This window comes from Streptomyces sp. NPDC015532 (genome assembly GCF_043078065.1).
Lineage (GTDB): Bacteria > Actinomycetota > Actinomycetes > Streptomycetales > Streptomycetaceae > Streptomyces.
The window spans coordinates 182,625-199,739 of record NZ_JBIBSY010000014.1 but is presented as its reverse complement, the minus strand read 5'-3'; the positions used below and the strand labels follow the sequence as shown (position 1 = coordinate 199,739).

General features: G+C 72.6%; 15 protein-coding genes and 1 pseudogene. 9 read left to right on the top strand and 7 right to left on the bottom strand.

Annotated elements, in window-relative coordinates; genetic code table 11:
- Nucleotides 1-202: 202 nt before the first annotated feature.
- Nucleotides 203-1,129, bottom strand: coding sequence for a DUF3027 domain-containing protein (locus tag ACF07B_RS33075; protein ID WP_362392977.1), 927 nt, complete (start codon nucleotides 1,127-1,129; stop codon nucleotides 203-205).
- Nucleotides 1,130-1,550: 421 nt separating this feature from the next.
- On the opposite strand from ACF07B_RS33075, the gene ACF07B_RS33070 reads away from it, so the two are divergent.
- From ACF07B_RS33070 to ACF07B_RS33055, 4 genes are all read left to right on the top strand, one after another.
- Nucleotides 1,551-2,975 carry an MFS transporter gene (locus tag ACF07B_RS33070; protein ID WP_392181662.1) on the top strand — a complete coding sequence of 475 codons (1,425 nt, stop codon included), beginning with the start codon at nucleotides 1,551-1,553 and terminating at the stop codon, nucleotides 2,973-2,975.
- 75 nt (nucleotides 2,976-3,050) lie between these two features.
- Nucleotides 3,051-3,554, top strand: a complete 504-nt coding sequence (locus tag ACF07B_RS33065; protein WP_362392983.1) for a DUF2771 domain-containing protein — start codon at nucleotides 3,051-3,053, stop codon at nucleotides 3,552-3,554.
- 26 nt (nucleotides 3,555-3,580) lie between these two features.
- Nucleotides 3,581-4,279, top strand: coding sequence for a futalosine hydrolase (locus tag ACF07B_RS33060; protein WP_392181661.1), 699 nt, complete (start codon nucleotides 3,581-3,583; stop codon nucleotides 4,277-4,279).
- Nucleotides 4,263-5,126 (top strand): 1,4-dihydroxy-6-naphthoate synthase, encoded by an 864-nt coding sequence (locus ACF07B_RS33055; RefSeq protein ID WP_369486104.1) that lies wholly within the window; start codon nucleotides 4,263-4,265, stop codon nucleotides 5,124-5,126. Before ACF07B_RS33060 ends, ACF07B_RS33055 begins: the two co-directional genes overlap by 17 nt.
- 69 nt (nucleotides 5,127-5,195) lie before the next feature.
- Here ACF07B_RS33055 and ACF07B_RS33050 read toward each other — a convergent pair whose 3' ends face one another.
- Entirely contained in the window at nucleotides 5,196-5,579 is a 384-nt protein-coding gene (locus ACF07B_RS33050) for a cold-shock protein (RefSeq protein ID WP_362392990.1), read from the bottom strand.
- A gap of 197 nt (nucleotides 5,580-5,776) precedes the next feature.
- On the opposite strand from ACF07B_RS33050, the gene ACF07B_RS33045 reads away from it, so the two are divergent.
- Nucleotides 5,777-6,028 carry a hypothetical protein gene (locus ACF07B_RS33045; protein ID WP_362392992.1) on the top strand — a complete coding sequence of 84 codons (252 nt, stop codon included), beginning with the start codon at nucleotides 5,777-5,779 and terminating at the stop codon, nucleotides 6,026-6,028.
- Between the two features lie 136 nt (nucleotides 6,029-6,164).
- On the opposite strand, the gene ACF07B_RS33040 is transcribed toward ACF07B_RS33045, so the two are convergent.
- On the bottom strand, nucleotides 6,165-6,785 hold the full coding sequence (locus tag ACF07B_RS33040; RefSeq protein ID WP_369486106.1) for an HAD family hydrolase: 621 nt from the start codon (nucleotides 6,783-6,785) through the stop codon (nucleotides 6,165-6,167).
- Nucleotides 6,786-6,920: 135 nt separating this feature from the next.
- Nucleotides 6,921-7,931 carry an HAAS signaling domain-containing protein gene (locus ACF07B_RS33035; RefSeq protein ID WP_392181660.1) on the bottom strand — a complete coding sequence of 337 codons (1,011 nt, stop codon included), beginning with the start codon at nucleotides 7,929-7,931 and terminating at the stop codon, nucleotides 6,921-6,923.
- Between the two features lie 192 nt (nucleotides 7,932-8,123).
- Here ACF07B_RS33035 and ACF07B_RS33030 point away from each other — a divergent pair, with 192 nt between their 5' ends.
- Nucleotides 8,124-10,670, top strand: a complete 2,547-nt coding sequence (locus ACF07B_RS33030; RefSeq protein WP_392181659.1) for a helicase-associated domain-containing protein — start codon at nucleotides 8,124-8,126, stop codon at nucleotides 10,668-10,670.
- An 87-nt stretch (nucleotides 10,671-10,757) separates the two neighbouring features.
- On the opposite strand, the pseudogene ACF07B_RS33025 reads toward ACF07B_RS33030, so the two are convergent.
- Nucleotides 10,758-10,968 (bottom strand): annotated as a pseudogene (locus tag ACF07B_RS33025) (RNA-guided endonuclease TnpB family protein); the annotation flags it as partial.
- On the opposite strand from ACF07B_RS33025, the gene ACF07B_RS33020 reads away from it, so the two are divergent.
- Nucleotides 10,892-11,089, top strand: a complete 198-nt coding sequence (locus tag ACF07B_RS33020; protein ID WP_392181708.1) for an Arc family DNA-binding protein — start codon at nucleotides 10,892-10,894, stop codon at nucleotides 11,087-11,089. The pseudogene ACF07B_RS33025 and the gene ACF07B_RS33020 overlap by 77 nt on opposite strands.
- An 84-nt stretch (nucleotides 11,090-11,173) precedes the next feature.
- Nucleotides 11,174-12,820, top strand: coding sequence for a DNA repair helicase XPB (locus ACF07B_RS33015; protein WP_369485370.1), 1,647 nt, complete (start codon nucleotides 11,174-11,176; stop codon nucleotides 12,818-12,820).
- Nucleotides 12,821-13,017: 197 nt separating this feature from the next.
- Here ACF07B_RS33015 and ACF07B_RS33010 read toward each other — a convergent pair whose 3' ends face one another.
- A complete protein-coding gene (locus ACF07B_RS33010) occupies nucleotides 13,018-13,212 on the bottom strand; it encodes a hypothetical protein (RefSeq protein WP_362393005.1) in 195 nt (64 codons plus the stop codon).
- 538 nt (nucleotides 13,213-13,750) lie between these two features.
- Here ACF07B_RS33010 and ACF07B_RS33005 point away from each other — a divergent pair.
- On the top strand, nucleotides 13,751-15,715 hold the full coding sequence (locus ACF07B_RS33005) for a HelD family protein (RefSeq protein ID WP_392181707.1): 1,965 nt from the start codon (nucleotides 13,751-13,753) through the stop codon (nucleotides 15,713-15,715).
- A 130-nt stretch (nucleotides 15,716-15,845) separates the two neighbouring features.
- On the opposite strand, the gene ACF07B_RS33000 is transcribed toward ACF07B_RS33005, so the two are convergent.
- Complete coding sequence (locus ACF07B_RS33000; protein WP_384237921.1) at nucleotides 15,846-17,060, bottom strand: trypsin-like serine peptidase; 1,215 nt, start codon at nucleotides 17,058-17,060, stop codon at nucleotides 15,846-15,848.
- Nucleotides 17,061-17,115 lie beyond the last annotated feature (55 nt).

The following is a 17,115-nucleotide window of genomic DNA, read 5'->3' as shown; positions in this document are numbered from 1 at the left end:
CCGGGCCGGTTTTGGGCCGTGGGGGCAAGATCCAGCCCCTCCGGCGTTTGAGGAGCGGGGGCTGGGGCGGAGCCCCAGGGTGGGACGGGCAGGGGCGGCGGGGGCGAGGAAGGCTGGGGGCGCACGGGTGCCGGGGACGGCGAGAGCACCGGTTCCCGGCACGGGTGAAGAGCACCGGCTCCAGCCCCCGGGGCCAGTAAAACTAGGAGTGGCCCAGTTCCGCCGTGGATTCGTCCGTGGTGGCCGGCACCGAGCCCGAGTCGGGGGACGGACGGAGCGGGAAGGGGTCCACCTGGGTCTCGTCGATCACCGGAAGCGGCGGCCGCGGAGGCGTCGGCATGACCGCGGCCTCGGAATGCCCCCCGCACCCGTAGGCGAGGGACACGACACGCCCGTCCGCCGGCGAGAACTCATTCGCACAGACACCGAACGCCTGTCCGAGCGAGCCCCCGATACGGTTCAGGAAGCCACAGCTCACGCACGTCGCGGGCGCGGCCTGCGCCATCGCCGTCTTGGCGCCGTACGAGTCCTCCCAGCGGTCGGCCGCGACATGCAGCCCGTACCGGGAGAGCACCCGGGCCCGGCGGAGCCCCAGTTCCTCGGCCACGGAGGCGATCGAGCCCCGGCGCGGAGCCATCGGCAGGTTCGCGGGCGTTCCCGCGGTCACCTCCGCGTCCTCCGCCTCCACCAGCTCGGCCATGTCCTCGGAGACCGCGGAGTTCGGCGCGGGCTCGTCCTCACCGGAGTAGCCCGGCTCCAGCCGGAGATCCTCGGCGTCCGTGGGAAGCAGGTCCCCCGGGCCCATGTCGCCGGGGCGCAGCCGCTCGCTCCACGGCACCCACTCGGGGGCCAGCAGCGCGTCCGTGCCGGGCAGCAGAACCGTCTCGTCGAGGGTGACGATCTTCGCCCGGGAGGCACGGGCCACGGTCGACGCCCAGCGCCAGCCGCGGTACCCGGGTTCCTTGCACTCGAAGTAGTGCGTGACGACGCGGTCCCCCTCGGAGACCATCCCGAGGTGCTCGCCGACGACGCCGGGGTACGCGGTTTCCTCGGCGGCCGCGCGGGCGAGGTCGACGGCCTCTGCGCACAGGCGGTCAGGGGTGCGGCTTCGCGTGGTCGCTGCGCTCACAGGTATCGCTTCTCTCCTACGCCGTCTCACGGGTGCGCCATTCCTCCGGCGGGGGTGCGGACGGAGCGGACCGTTGGGCCGCGTCGACGTCCGCGCCCGATCGCACTCGGGCGCACCTACGCCATCCATTCTGCGGGATGGCCGAGAGGCGCGCGGCCGAGAACAATCGCCGCAGGCGCGTTACGCACGCTACCTTCTCCTGGCCCCTGGGCCCACACCGGCGGCCGTCTTCGGCGCTCCGCGCCGACATCTCCGCCGCTCCGCGGCCCCCGGAACCCGCCGCTCCGCGCCATTCCCCCGTCGCTCCGCGCCGGAAGTTTCCCACCCACCACCCGTCTCGCCCAGCCCCGATGAGCCCCACTCGGCACCCATACGCGCGGTAACCGCACTACGCACCCCGAAGTCGGGGCACTATGACGGAGTGGCATCCGCAAGGTCACCCCAGGGAGCAACCGGTGTCGGTGGCGCCAAGGGGAACAACCGAAGTGGCGGATCGGGCCGGGTGACCGGATCCGTCCGTGCGGTGGGGCGTGCCCTGCACTTCCCGGTGACACGGACCGCCCGCGGCATCCGCAAAGCGACGCACGCGCACGGAGCGGGCGAGTCGGGCCTCGGGAAACTGATCGAACTGCACGCGGTGAACGGCGCGGGCGATGTCATGATCACGGTGGCCCTGGCGTCCACCGTGTTCTTCTCCGTGCCGACCGACGAGGCCCGCGGAAGAGTCGCCCTCTACCTGGGCATCACCATGGCGCCCTTCGCCGTCCTGGCCCCCGTCATCGGTCCGCTGCTCGACCGTCTGCCGCACGGCCGACGGGCCGCGATGGCGGGCTCGATGCTGGCCCGGGCGATGCTCGCCCTGATGCTGTCGGGCGCGGTCGTCACGGGCACCTTCGAGCTGTATCCCGCCGCGCTCGGCGTGCTCGTCGCCTCCAAGGCGTACGGCGTGGTGCGCAGCGCCGTCGTCCCCCGGCTGCTGCCGCCCACGTTCTCCCTGGTCAAGGCGAACTCCCGGGTCACTCTGGGCGGACTCCTGGCCACCGGTGTGGCCGGGCCGATCGCCGTCCTGCTCCATTCGCTGGGGGCGCGCTATCCGCTCTACGGCGCCTTCACGATCTTCATCGCGGGCACGTTCCTGTCGTTCTCGCTGCCGCCCAAGGTCGACTCCGCCAAGGGCGAGGACACGGCGCTGCTCGCCGCCGACCCCGAGCATCTGCACGGCCCGCGCCTGAAGAAACCCCCGCGCCCCGGGCTGCGGACCGTGGGGACGGCCGTCACCCACGCTCTGGGCGCCAACGCCTCGCTGCGCTGTCTGTCCGGCTTCCTGATCTTCTTCCTCGCCTTCCTGTTGCGCGAGAGCCCGCTCACCGGCAAGACCGCCGCGGTCTCGCTCGGCCTGGTGGTCGTCTCGGCGGGAGTGGGCAACGCGATCGGCACGGCCGTCGGCGCCTGGCTGAAGCAGCGCTCCCCGGAGATCATCATCGTGACGGTGGTGGCGGTCGTGCTGGGCACCGCGATCACGGCGGCGCTCTTCTTCGGCACCCTGATGGTGGCGTGCCTCGCGGCGATCGCCGGCTTCGCCCAGGCCCTCGCGAAACTGTCCCTGGACGCCCTGATCCAGCGAGACGTCCCCGAACTTGTCCGGAATTCGGCCTTCGCACGCTCCGAGACGCTGCTCCAGATGGCCTGGGTGCTCGGCGGAGCCGTCGGTATCGCGATGCCGCTCAACGGCCCGCTCGGCCTCTCCGTGGCGGCCGCGATCGTGGCCGTGGGGTGGCTGACGACCGTGCGGGGACTGCTCAAGGTGGCCCGGCGCGGCGGATCGGCCCGCGGTCACGTCTCCTGAGCCGCGCGGGGGCCACGCACGGCACGCCGCACCCCACGTGGGGGCACCGGTGAGCCTGCCCGATAGCCTTCGGTCATGACCTCCCTGCCCCGCGGCAGAGCCGCTAATGGACAACGCGCTGCGCGCCGTCGCCGCGCCGTCGCCACGGTCGGCGCCGTTTCCGCCGGACTCCTCGTCCTGTCCGCCTGTGACAAACCGACTCCGATGGCCACCGTCACGGTCGGCGACAAGTCGGTGAGCTCCGAGGCCGACTGCTACAACGACGGCGACGCCCTGAAGGCCACGGACCTGTCGGGCTGCCTGCGGTCCAAGGACATCAAGTCCATCACCGTCGACCCCGACGAGACCGTGCGGTTCGGCGTGGACCCGAAGATCGCGGACAAAGGCTGGACGCTCCTGATGAACGGGCAGCAGCTGCTGCCCGAGACCACCAAGAAGACGTACCTGACGATTCCGGGCAGCGTCTTCTTCAACCAGCAGTACGGCGCCACCGGCAGCTCGACGCTCGTCTCCATCAAGCAGGGCAAGGCGACAGCCACCGGCCTGTGGTCCTTCAAGTTCAAGAAGGACACGGACTGATCGCCGCCGCCGGGCCGAGGGTGCTCGTGGCCACCGCAGTCCCCGCGGAGCGGGAAGCGGTGGCCTCGGCGTCGTCCGGCACGGCGCGGGAGATACGGCTCCCGGGGGCGACGCTCCACCGGACCGGCGGGCACGACCTGCTCGCCGCCGGTGTCGGCCCCGCGCTCGCCGCCTCCTCCGTCTCCGCCGCGCTGACCGCCGCCGCCCTCGGCGGCACGCCCTACCGCCTCGTCGTCTGCGCGGGCATCGCCGGCGGATTCCAGCCCGGAGCGCCCGTGGGATCGCTCGTGGTCGCCGACGACATCGTCGCGGCGGACCTGGGCGCCGAGGCGCCGGAGGGCTTCCTGCCGGTCACCGAGCTCGGCTTCGGGACCGTCAGCCACCGGCCTCCGGAATCACTCGTACGAGAAGCCGCGGCCGTCACCGCCGGCCACGTCGGAACGGTCCTCACGGTGTCGACCGTGACCGGCAGCGCTGCACGCGCCGCCGAACTGCGCGCCCGGCACCCGCGTGCCCTCGCCGAGGCGATGGAGGGCTTCGGGGTCGCCGAGGCCGCCGCCGCGCACGGGGTGCCGGTGCTGGAGATCCGCGCGGTGTCCAATCCCGTCGGCCCGCGCGACCGCGCCACGTGGCGCATCGGCGACGCCCTCACGGCCCTCACCGACGCCTTCGGGAAGCTGGGACCCCTGCTGGAGAGTTGGAACCCTCATGAGCACACCGACTGAATCCGCCGAAGCCCTGCGGATCGCCTACTCGCCCTGCCCCAACGACACCTTCGTGTTCGACGCCTGGGCGCACGGCCGCGTCCCCGGCGCGCCCTCCCTCGACGTGACCTTCGCGGACATCGACATCACCAACGGCATGGCCGAGCGCGGCGAGTTCGACGTGCTGAAGGTGTCGTACGCCGTGCTGCCGTACGTCCTCGACGACTACGCGCTGCTGCCGTGCGGCGGCGCGCTCGGGCGGGGCTGCGGGCCGCTGGTGCTGACCAGGGACGCGGGCGCCGACCTGACGGGACGTACGGTCGCGGTGCCCAGCGAGAGGTCGACGGCGTATCTGCTGTTCCGGCTGTGGGCGGCTGACACGGTTCCCGGCGGGGTCGGCGAGATCGTGGTCATGCCGTTCCACGAGATCATGCCGGCCGTGCGGGACGGGAAGGTCGACGCGGGACTCGTCATCCACGAGGCGCGTTTCACGTACCAGAACTACGGGCTGCACAAGCTCGCCGACATGGGCGAGCACTGGGAGCACACCACCGGGCTGCCGATCCCGCTGGGCGCGATCATCGCCAGGCGGTCGCTGGGGGCCGAGCGGCTCCGGGAGCTCGCCGAGGCCGCCCGCGCCTCGGTCCGCGCGGCCTGGGACGACCCCGAGGCCTCCCGCCCCTACGTCCTGGAGCACGCCCAGGAGATGGACCCGGGCGTCGCGGACCAGCACATCGGCCTGTACGTCAACGAGTTCACGGCCGATCTGGGCGAGCCCGGATACGCGGCGGTCCGCGGGCTGCTCACGCGTGCGGCGGCCGAGGGGCTGGTGCCGCCCCTCGGACCGGACGCTCTGTCGTTTCCCTGATGTCCGGTTCGCGCACCGGAACCGGCCGGATTCCTCCGGAGCCCGGCGGCTCCGGCCGCTGACGGCCGGTCACACGTCGAGCTGGTCGGCGACCGCGCGCAGCAGGCCCGCGATCTTCTTGCCGGAGGCCTTGTCGGGGTAGCGGCCCTGTTCCAGGGTGGGCGTGATGTTTTCGAGGAGGGTCGTCAGGTCCTGCACGATGGACGCCAGTTCATCCGGTTTGCGGCGCTGGGCGGCCGCGACCGAGGGAGTCGGGTCCAGAATGGTCACCGAGAGGGCCTGATCGCCGCGCTGACCGGCGACGACGCCGAACTCGACACGCTGGCCGGGCTTGAGGGCGTCTACTCCGGCGGGCAGGACCGAGGAATGGACGAAGACGTCGCCGCCGTCGTCGCGGGAGAGAAAGCCGAAGCCCTTCTCGGTGTTGAACCACTTGACTTTGCCGGTGGGCACGTCTGTCCTCGTCCTCGTACTCGTCGGAAACTTCTCTGGGAACGCCCCGGGTGGTTGCGGGGGCAACTGCCCGGGAAACGCCTCTGGATAGCACTACAGCGGGTCAGCCGACCCGCCGGTACCAAGGCTAATGGTCCGTCGGCTCGTGACAAGACGTCGCTGGATTGTTCCTTCGCGCAGGGAACTACCCTGGTCGGGTGCGTGACAAAACCCAAGCGAATTCCCCTGAAGCCGGTGACGGCCTGATCCGTGCCGGTGCCATCGTGTTCTTCATCGGAGCGTTGGCCACACTGGTCACCGTGGCCCCGCTGTTGCTCGGTACTAAACCTTTTCCGTTCTACATGTTCGGCTTGAGCATGCTCATGGGTGTCGGATTCCTGCTGGCCGGCGCGGGCGTGCTCCAGTCCGCCGCCCACGGTCGCCGCCAGGCCCGCGCCGCCCGTTCCTGACGACGGCCGGTCGTCCTGACGGCCGGTCCTGACGACGGCCGTTCCCGACGGAGGCCGGACGGCCGGTCCTGACGGTGGTCACCCTCGCCGCGGCTGCTCCAGCGAGCCGCGGGCCGGGGCCCGGTTCGGCGTGCCCTCAGCGGTGGTTCTCCAGCCACGCCGGGAACTCCGTGAGGTCGCCGAGGACGACATCCGCGCCCGCCGCGCGCAGCTCCTCGGCGTCGCACGGTCCGGTCGCCACGGCCACGCTGTACGCCCGCGCGGTGCGCGCTCCGCGCACGTCGCCGGTGTGGTCTCCCACGTACACGCTCGCGCCGTGCTCGCGCAGCGCGACCGCCTTCTGTTCGGCCCACAGACTGCCGACCACCTCGTCCGCGTCGATGCCGAGGTGGTCCAGGTGCAGCCTGGCGTTGGGCTCCCACTTCGCGGTCACGACGACGGCGCGCCCGCCGGCCGCCCGCACCGCCGCGACGGACTCGCGCGCGCCGGGCATCGCGAGCGAGCCGGTGATCGCGTGCTCGGGATACATCGCGCGGTAGAGGTCGGCCATCGCCGGTATGTCCTCGCCCGGGAACCAGTGGGCGAGTTCCTCGTCCAGCGGGGGCCCGAGACGCGTGACCACGAGATCGGAGTCGATGTACGTCCCGGTCCGTGCCGACAGCGCCTCGAAGCAGGCGTGGATCCCGGGGCGGGAGTCGATCAGGGTCATGTCGAGGTCGAAGCCGACGGTCAGCGCTGGTGAGGTCATATACGCCATTGTGCCCAGGTCGCCGGGAGCCCGGTCCAGGCCTTTTCGCGGGGCCGCCTCCGGGCCCGGGCCGGGAACGCCTCACGGGCTCCGGTCGGGTTCCTCCCGGGCGGCCGGGAGCACGTCTCTCGTCCGTACCGGGTGTCAGCGGGCGCGCTGGGAGCGCCAGACCAGATACAGGGCCGAGGCGATCGCCGCGCCGCGGACGACGAAGGGCCAGGTCTGGGCCATCGCCTCGTTCATGTGGCCCTGGGCGACGGGAGTGCCCCAGCGGCCGTCCGAACGGCCCCAGAGCCAGATGATGCCGGCCGTGGCGGACAGACCGGGCAGGACGAGGACGGCCCACTTCGACTCCGCCCGGGTCAGCCGGCGCGAGCCGTAGGCGATCAGCCAGCCGAGGCCGAGCGCGAACCAGTTGCCGAGGACCGCCCCGGCGACGAGGAGGGCGGCGGCGAGCAGGAGCAGCGGGTTGGTGTAGCCGCTGAGGCGCGGCAGGAGGCGGCGGGGCAGGCGGCGTACGGCGACGGCCTCGGTGGCCGGTTCGTCCTCGGGGGCCGGTGCCGTCTCCTCGGCCGGGTTCGCCTCGTCCGCGGGCCCGCCGTCCTGGTCCCCGGGGGGTGGCTTGAGCAGCTCGGGAATCTCCACGCCGCCGACGAACCCGGGCACGCTGTCGCCGAGCCCGAAGGGACTGCCGGTCGCGCGCCACCAGTCGGGCCGCGTAGCACTGTCGCCCAGTTCGGACGCGCTCGCCAGATGGGGCGGGGACGGCGCGTCGGCCCCGGCGCTCTCGGCGGGCCGCTCCTGGGCCGGGCGTGGGCGGGGGACGACGCGGCGCAGCCTCTTGGGGCGCTCCTCCGGTTCGGCGGCGCGCTGGGACGGCACGGCGGCCCAGGTGCGGGCGCCGGCGGCGGCCTCGGTGCCTCCGGTGGCCCTTCCGGCCGCCGCGACGATCTCGTCGGGGGTGCCGAGGCGGTCGAGGATGCGGCGGACGGCGGCGGGGCCGTCGGCGATGGCTCCGGCCCGGCGGCGGCCGATCTCCTCGCGCAGTTCCGTGACCAGCCGCATGCGGGTCGCCGACGGCAACTGCCGCTGCTGGGCCAGGTCGCCGACCCGGCTCAGGTAGTCGAAGACCAGCTGGTCGCTCTCGATCCCCACGAAGTCCCCTCCGGGGCGGGTGCGTTGGATACCCCGTGGAAACGAAGGTACCGGTTTCCCGTGCGCGGGAGCGTCCGGTCCGGGGCTAGCTCTGCCGTGCGAGGTCCGCCGGCCGGAGATCGTGTGGCCCCCGGACGGTCCACCGGCCGGGGGCCGGGCCCGGCGGGCCCGCCACCCGCTAACGTTGACAGGATGAGCCCCGAGACGACCGCCCCGCGGTCCCTGGCGGAAGCACTCCGCGCGCGGGACGACGCCTCGCTGTCCGCCCTCCTGCGGTCCCGGCCGGACCTGATCACCCCCGTCCCCACCGATCTCACCCAGCTCGCCACACGGGCGGGCACCCGGGCGTCGGTCGTCCGCGCCCTGGAGCGTCTGGACCGTTTCACGCTGCAGACGGCGGAGGCGCTCGCGGTGGCGCGCGAACCGGCGACGTACGACGAACTGCTCGGGCTGCTCGCGGGCGACGACGCGGACCCCGCGGTCACCGCGGCCTTCCCGCACGCGCTCGGGACCTTGCGCGAGCAGGCTCTCCTGTGGGGGCCCGACGACCGCCTCCGGCTCGTCCGCACGGCACGTGAACTGCTCGCCCCCTCCCCGCAGCACCCGTCCCCGACGGGGCTCGGGCCGACCGTCGGCGAGGCCACGGCCGGCATGTCGCCGGGTCGCATCCAGGAGATCGTGGCCGCGGCGGGGCTGGCGTCCACCCATGACTCCGTGTCGGCGGTGGCGGCCCTGAGTGCCCTGTTCGCCGACCGGAGCCGGATGTCGGCGCTGCTCGACGAGGCGCCCGCCGACGCGGTGGAAGTGCTGTCCCGGCTGGTGTGGGGGCCGCCGTACGGGCAGGTGACGGCCGAACCCGCGGCGCATCTGCGCTGGCTGATCGGGCGGGGGCTGCTGCTGCCGACGGCACCGGGCACGGTCGTGCTGCCGCGGGAGGTCGCCCTGCATCTGCGGGCGGGCCGCGCGCACCGGGTGACGGAACCGGTGCCCCCCGTGGTCGAGGCCGCGGCCACCCGCCGTCCACAGGCTGTGGACGCCGCCGCGGCCGGCCAGGCGTACACGACGCTGGCGACCGTCGAGGAACTGCTGAAGGACTGGCACGAGGGCGGTCCCGCCGTGCTGCGCGCGGGCGGCCTGAGCGTGCGGGACCTGAAGCGGACGGCGGTGGCGCTCGACGTCCCCGAGCCGGTCGCCGCCTTCTGGGTGGAACTCTCCTACGCGGCGGGCCTGGTGGCCTCGGACGGCGAGGCGGAGGAACGGTACGCGGCGACGCCCGCCTACGACACCTGGCTGGAGCTGCCCGCCGCGGAGCGCTGGGCGCGCCTCGCCACGGCGTGGCTCGTGGCGACGCGCACCGCCGGTCTGGTCGGCGGACGGGACGCGAAGGACCGTACGCTCTCGGCGCTCGGCCCGGGCCTCGACCGCTCCGCGGCACCCGAGGTCCGCCACCGCGTCCTCGCCCTGCTCGCCGAGCTTCCCGAGGGCGCCTCTCCCGACCCCGACTCGCTCCTCGCCCGGCTGTACTGGGAACGGCCCTCGCGCAGTGTCCGGCCCTCTCCGGACGAACTGCGGGCCCGGCTGGCCCGCTGGACGCTGTCCGAGGCGGAGCTGCTCGGGGTGACCGGCCGGGGCGCGCTGTCCGCGCAGGGGCGGGCGCTGCTGGGCCTGCCCGCCCCGGCGGGCGCGCGGGCGGCGGAGCCGTCCGGTCCGGGCGACAGACTCCCGGCGCCGCACAGACGGCGCCCGCCGGTGACCGCCCCCGTCCCGCACTCCCCCGCCGAGCAGGCCGCGACGGCGGCCCGGGCCGCCGCGCTCCTCGCGCCGCTGCTGCCCGAGCCGCTCGACCACGTCCTGCTCCAGGCGGATCTGACGGCGGTCGCGCCCGGCCCGCTGGAGCGTCCGCTGGCCGACACGCTCGGGGTACTCGCGGACGTCGAGTCCAAGGGCGGGGCGACGGTCTACCGCTTCACCCCGGCCTCGGTGCGCCGGGCGCTCGACGCGGGCCGTTCGGCGTCCGACCTGCACGCCTTCCTCGCCACCCATTCCCGTACGCCGGTCCCGCAGCCGCTGGCCTATCTGATCGACGACATGGCGCGCCGGCACGGCCATCTGCGGATCGGGGCGGCCTCGGCGTACGTCCGCTGCGACGACGAGGCGGTGCTCAACGAGATCCTCGCCGACAAGCGTTCACAGGAGTTCGGGCTGCGGCGGATCGCTCCGACGGTGCTGGTCGCGCAGACCGACCCGGCGAGCCTCCTGACCGGCCTCAGGGCGATGGGCTTCGCGCCGGCCGCCGAGTCGGCGGAGGGTGACGTGCTGATCAGCCGGGCGCACGCCCACCGCACCCCGCCGCGCACGGCGCCCGAGCCCGTCCCGGACGGTCCGCCGGTCCCCGACGCCACGCTCCTCGGTGCCGCGATCCGGGCGATCCGGGCCGGTGACCTCGCCTCCACGGCCCCGCGCAAGGACGACCCGGCCGCCGGCCGTCCCGGCAACGGCACGCTGCCCCGCACCAGCTCCGCCGAGACCCTCGCGACCATGCAGGCCGCCGTGATGACGGGCGAGGCGGTGTGGATCGGCTACGTCAACGCCGAGGGCGCGGCCAGCCAGCGCGTCATCGCCCCCATCCGGGTCGAGGGCGGCTTCGTCACGGCGTACGACCACACGGCGGACGAGGTCCGCACCTATCCGCTGCACCGGGTCACGGGGGTCGCGGAGCTCGCCGACGACCAGCCGTGACCAGCCGCCGGTAGGGCACACTGGACGTTTGGCCGAGCATCCGCGCCGGGTGCCGCCACGCAGAAAGGGACGGGTTTGACTCCTCCCCCTGAACCGAGGATCCCTTGCGCAGCCACGCGGTCGCGGTACGGGCCTCGGTCAGCATCCTGTCGAGACGGGCCGGGCCGCACTTCTCGCCCTCGGCGTGAGCCTTCTTCGACCGGGCCACGCACTCGTTCCAGATCCAGCGGCACCGTGCCCACTCCGCCTCCGGCGCCGCACGGGCGGACGACGACACACGCAGAATCCGGCTCCCCAGCGAGCTCCACGACCGCCTCGCCGCACTGGCGAAGCGAGACCGCAGGTCGGTCAACGGCGAGATCGTGCACCTCCTGGAGGTCGCACTCGCCGACCGGCCGGAAAGCGCCGGTTCGCCCTGACGGCGATTCGGCTTTCCCTGTCCTGCTCCGCAGGAGTCCAATTCGTCCCCGGCTTGAAAACTGGGGCAGCCTCGGAGGAACCCTGTGAACGGACCCCTCATCGTCCAGTCCGACAAAACGCTTCTGCTGGAAGTCGATCATGAGCTGGCCGACGCCTGCCGTCGGGTCATCGCCCCCTTCGCCGAGCTGGAGCGGGCGCCCGAGCACATCCACACCTACCGGGTGACGCCGCTCGGCCTGTGGAACGCGCGGGCCGCCGGGCACGACGCCGAGCAGGTCGTGGACGCTCTGGTGGAGTTCAGCCGCTATCCGGTCCCGCACGCCCTGCTCGTGGACATCGCCGAGACGATGGACCGCTACGGACGCCTCACGCTGAGCAAGCACCCGGCCCACGGGCTCGTCCTGACCACCACCGACCGGCCCGTCCTCGAAGAGGTGCTGCGCTCCAAGCGCGTCGCGCCGCTCGTCGGCAACCGGATCGACCCGGACACCGTGGCCGTGCACCCCTCCGAGCGCGGCCAGATCAAGCAGACCCTGCTGAAGCTCGGCTGGCCGGCCGAGGACCTCGCCGGGTACGTGGACGGTGAGGCGCACGACATCGAGCTCGACGAGACCGGCTGGGCGCTGCGGCCCTACCAGCGGCAGGCCGTGGAGAACTTCTGGCACGGCGGGTCCGGTGTGGTCGTGCTGCCCTGTGGCGCGGGCAAGACGCTCGTGGGGGCCGGCGCGATGGCGCAGGCCAAGGCGACCACGCTCATCCTCGTCACCAACACCGTCTCCGCCCGGCAGTGGAAGCACGAACTGGTGAAGCGGACCTCGCTGACCGAGGACGAGATCGGCGAGTACAGCGGCACCCGCAAGGAGATCCGCCCGGTCACCATCGCCACCTACCAGGTGCTGACGACCCGGCGGAAGGGCGTCTACCCGCACCTGGAGCTCTTCGACTCCCGCGACTGGGGCCTCATCCTCTACGACGAGGTCCACCTGCTGCCCGCCCCGGTCTTCAAGTTCACCGCCGACCTCCAGGCCAGGCGCCGGCTGGGGCTGACCGCGACGCTGGTGCGCGAGGACGGGCGCGAGTCCGACGTCTTCTCGCTCATCGGGCCCAAGCGGTTCGACGCGCCCTGGAAGGAGATCGAGGCACAGGGCTACATCGCGCCGGCCGACTGTGTCGAGGTGCGGGTGAACCTCACCGACTCCGAGCGGCTCGCGTACGCCACCGCCGAGAACGAGGAGAAGTACCGCTTCTGCGCCACCACCGCGACCAAGCGGAAGGTGACCGAGGCGCTGGTGCGCAGGTTCGCCGGTCAGCAGATCCTCGTGATCGGCCAGTACATCGACCAGCTCGACGAGCTGGGCGAGCATCTGAACGCGCCCGTCATCAAGGGCGAGACCAGCAATGCCCAGCGGGAGAAGCTGTTCGACGCCTTCCGGCAGGGCGAGATCAGCGTGCTCGTCGTGTCCAAGGTCGCCAACTTCTCCATCGACCTGCCGGAGGCCACCGTGGCCATCCAGGTCTCGGGCACCTTCGGCTCCCGCCAGGAGGAGGCCCAGCGTCTGGGCCGCGTCCTGCGCCCGAAGGCCGACGGCCACCAGGCCCACTTCTACTCCGTGGTCGCCCGCGACACGATCGACCAGGACTTCGCCGCCCACCGCCAGCGCTTCCTGGCGGAACAGGGCTACGCCTACCGAATCATGGACGCCGACGAACTCCTGACGGACACCGAGTAGCAGAATCCGTCCCGGGCCGGCGAAGATTCCAGCCCCTCCGGCGTCAAGACCCAGCCCTCCGGGGTCAAGATCCAGCCCCTCCGGCGTTTGAGGAGCGGGGTCTGGGGCGGAGCCCCAGGGGCGGGCCGGTCAGCTGGGCCGGGCAATGCCGACGGGGCCGGGGTCAGGTTGTCGGCGAAGGAAAGCGGGCGTACACGTCAGCGGCGCCGTACGCCCGCCTCTTCGCCGTACTCGCCGAGCAGAACGACCCCGATGGCCGCGCGCCCGAACACCTTGACGGCCTTCAGCGCGTCGCCGAAGCGGTGGTGGTGCTGGATGGAAGTGACGGCCGTCGCGCCACGCGCGACCGGCCCGGGATGGGCAGGACCTGGGGTGAAAGTGGCTGCGCTCATATCTCCATGGTGCGGCCACACCGACCCGAACGGCGTCGGTCCATGGACCGAACCTCGCCCACCCCTCAGGTACCGCTCCGGGCCACCCGCCGTACGCCTCACGACGGACCCCGCCCCCTAGGGACTCCCGGGCCGGACCCCGAGGCGTCACGCGGGCACCAGGAGGACACGGCGCTCGGGCGCCGGGAAAACCATTGGCCCCGGCATCCATCCTTCGCCTAGAATCCTCGGTCTTGCCCGCCTCCCTCGACGGAGTGCCGCCGCCCGGCCGGAAACCGGACGGCACCCGGAATCACAGCGGATTCCGCAGGGATTCCCGACGGATTCCCGACGAAATCCGCAGCGATTCACGATCTGCATCATCGCGCAGCACTGCCAGAGCGCCGCGGCACTCCCGCAGCACCCCCACGCAGGTTTCCGGAGGCAATTCCCCGTGTCCACCCTGTCCGAAGGTCCGGCCGGCGCCCCGGCCGAGTCCGACGATCCCCTTTCCCGCGAGCGCTCCCACCTCGCCCGGTCCCGTTCCGCGCTCCGCGCGATGCGCGAGGACGCGGAGAACCTCGACATCCGCGACGTCACCGCGAACTGGGTGAACGCCGAGGTGCTGCACCGGCAGATCGCCGAGCGCATCAAGGCCCTCGCCGACCTCAGCCACACCCCGCTGTTCTTCGGACGGCTCGACTATCTGCACGCTCCGGGCTCCGACCTGGCGGAGGGCGCGGAGGGCGAGCGGTTCTACATCGGGCGACGCCATGTCCACGACGCCGACGGCGACCCGATGGTCGTCGACTGGCGCGCGCCGGTGTCCCAGCCGTTCTACCGGGCCTCGAAGAAGGACCCGATGGATGTCGGGCTGCGCCGCCGCTTCGGCTACACCGGCGGCGACCTCACGGCCTACGAGGACGAGCACCTCTCCGACCCGGCCGAGGCCGAGGCCACCAGCAAGCTGCTCCAGCAGGAGATCGAGCGGCCGCGTGTCGGCCCGATGCGCGACATCGTGGCGACCATCCAGCCCGAACAGGACGAGATCGTACGGTCCGGACTGTCCGGTTCGGTCTGCGTGCAGGGAGGCCCCGGCACCGGAAAGACCGCCGTCGGCCTGCACCGGGTCGCGTATCTGCTGTACGCGCACCGGGAGCGGCTCGCCCGCACCGGCACCCTGGTGATCGGGCCGAACAAGTCCTTCCTGCACTACATCGAGCAGGTCCTCCCCGCGCTCGGCGAGCTGGAGGTCAGGCAGGCGACCGTCGACGACCTCGTCGCGCATGTCGAGGTGCGCGCGAGCGACGACGCCGCCGCGGCCGTGATCAAGGGCGACGCCCGGATGGCCCAGGTGCTGCGCCGGGCCGTGCGCTCGCACGTGAGTGTCCCGACCGAGCCGGTGGTGGTGGTCAGGGGGTCCCGGCGCTGGCGCGTCCCGGCGTACGAACTGGAAGAGATCGTCCGGGAGCTGCTCGACCGGGACATCCGGTACGGCGCTGCCCACCAGGCCCTTCCGCAGCGCATCGCGCATGTCGTGCTGGTCCAGATGGAGCGCTCCGGGGAGGCGCCGGACGACCGGGTGCAGGACGCCGTCGCCCGCAACGCCGCCGTGAAGGCCGCCGTGAAGGCGATCTGGCCGCAGGTCGACCCCGCGAAGCTGGTGCTCCGGCTGCTGACCGACGCGGAGTTCCTCGCCGCGCACGCGGAGGGGCTGCTGGACGAGGGCGAGCAGAAGGAGATCCTCTGGGCGAAGCCGGTGCGCAGCGTGAAGAGCGCGAAGTGGTCGGCCGCCGACGCCGTGCTGATCGACGAGGCCACGGATCTCGTCCAGCGCACGCACTCCCTCGGGCACGTGGTGCTCGACGAGGCACAGGACCTCTCCCCGATGCAGTACCGCGCGGTGGGCCGGCGCTGCACCACGGGGTCGGCGACCGTGCTCGGGGACCTGGCGCAGGGGACGACCCCGTGGGCGACCCGGAGCTGGGAGGAGGCCCTTCGGCATCTGGGCAAGGGGGACGCGGTCGTCGAGGAGCTGACCGCGGGTTTCCGCGTCCCGACGGACGTCATCGCCTACGCCTCCCGGCTGCTGCCGCACATCGCGCCGGGGCTGGCACCGGTCGCCTCGGTGCGCGAGAACCCGGGCTTCTTCGAGGTGCGCGCGAGCACGGCGGACGCCGAAGTCCTGGACGCGGTGGAGGAGTTGCTGGGCCACGAGGGGTCGGTCGGGCTGATCGCCGCCGACGCCCGGATTCCCGCGCTCGCCGAGGCGCTGACGGCGGCCGGGCGGACGTATCTCGGTCCGGGCGAGGAGACGACGGCCGAGACCCGGCTGACGCTGGTGCCGGCCTCGCTCGCCAAGGGCCTGGAGTACGACTACGTGGTCCTGGACGAGCCGCGGGCCGTCGTCGACGGCGAGCCGGACGAGCGCACCGGGCTGCGCCGTCTGTACGTGGCGCTGACCCGGGCGGTCTCGGGGCTGATCGTGACCCACGCGGCGCCGCTCCCGGCCGAACTGGGCTGACCGCTCCCGGCCGAACCGGGCCGACCGGCCCACGGGCGGCCCCCGCCCCGCCCCGGCCCGCGCCCGCGGCACGGACGCCGACGGCCCCCGGCATGAACGCCGGGGGCCGTGAACGGCTTCACGCGAGGCCCTAATTGAACTTTCTACTGGTCGCCAGGTAGACCTGCTTGGCGTTCTCGCCGAGGCGCGGCCCGGTGATGAACGTCTTGCGGTCGCTCAGCGAGTTGTTGGAGACCAGATAGGTCCGGCCGTTGTGGCTCATGAACCAAGGCCCTCCGGAGGCACCGCCGTTCATGGTGCAGCCGATCATGAACTGGGCGGGGACGTTGCTCGCGAGCACGAACCGCTTCGTGGCGCCGTGGCAGTCGTACATCTTCGAGCCGTCGTAGGGCGACTCGGCCGGGTAGCCGCGGACCTTCATGGACGTGACCTTGTTGGCCGCCGGAGCGCCGAACCACACCGGCAGGGCCGAACCGAGCTGCTCCTGAAGGGACTTGCCGCCCTTCTCCGGCTTGACGTGGAGCACGGCGTAGTCGTACCCGGAGGCCGCATTGCCCGTGTGGGCGCCGCCCTTCATCCACTGGGACGAGGTGGTGGCCCAGTCGGCCCACCAGATGCCGTACGGGGAGACGGACTTGGCGCGCGGGTCGGTGATCTGGCGGCTGCTCAGGCTCGCGCTGTTGTTGTACGAGGGGACGAAGGCGATGTTGCGGTACCAGCCGCCGCCCTTGCCCGCGTGCACGCAGTGGCCCGCGGTCCACACCAGGTTGGACTTGCCGGGGTGGGCCGGGTCGGTGACGACGGCCGCCGAGCAGACCATGTTGCCCTGGGGCGAGGAGAAGAACATCTTGCCGACGGGCGGCGCGTAGTGGTGATAGGTGCCCCTGACCTTGGCGGCGGTCTGCTTCTTCACCTTGCCGTCGGGCAGGTAGGAGGTGGCACCGCTGCCCGAGCCCGAAGTGGTGCTGCCCGCCCGGGCGACCGGGATGCTGGCCTTGGCCTCGGCCATCTTCTCCGGCGACCAGAAGTCCTTGATGTACGGGTTGGCGAAGTCCTGCGCCTCGGAGGCCCAGTTGCTGTAGTCCTGCCACCCCCCGCTCTTCCACTTGTCCAGGGCGGCGCCGCTGAGTTCGGTGGGAATGCCCGCGGGCAGCTTGTAGCCGCCGATCGAGACGGAACCGTCGTCCTGACCGGTGTCGGCACCCTTGTCGGCCTGGGCGGACGACGTGGGCCGGGCGGCGGCCCCCTCGTCGTCCTTCTTGCCGTCACAGGCCGTGGTGGTGATCATGACGGCCGCGATCACGGCCGCGGCTGCCGCGAGCGTGCGGCTGCGTATGGATGGCATGAAGCCTTGTCCCCCTGATGCTGCTGTGCTGCCGCACCGCTTTCGCCGGCACGCA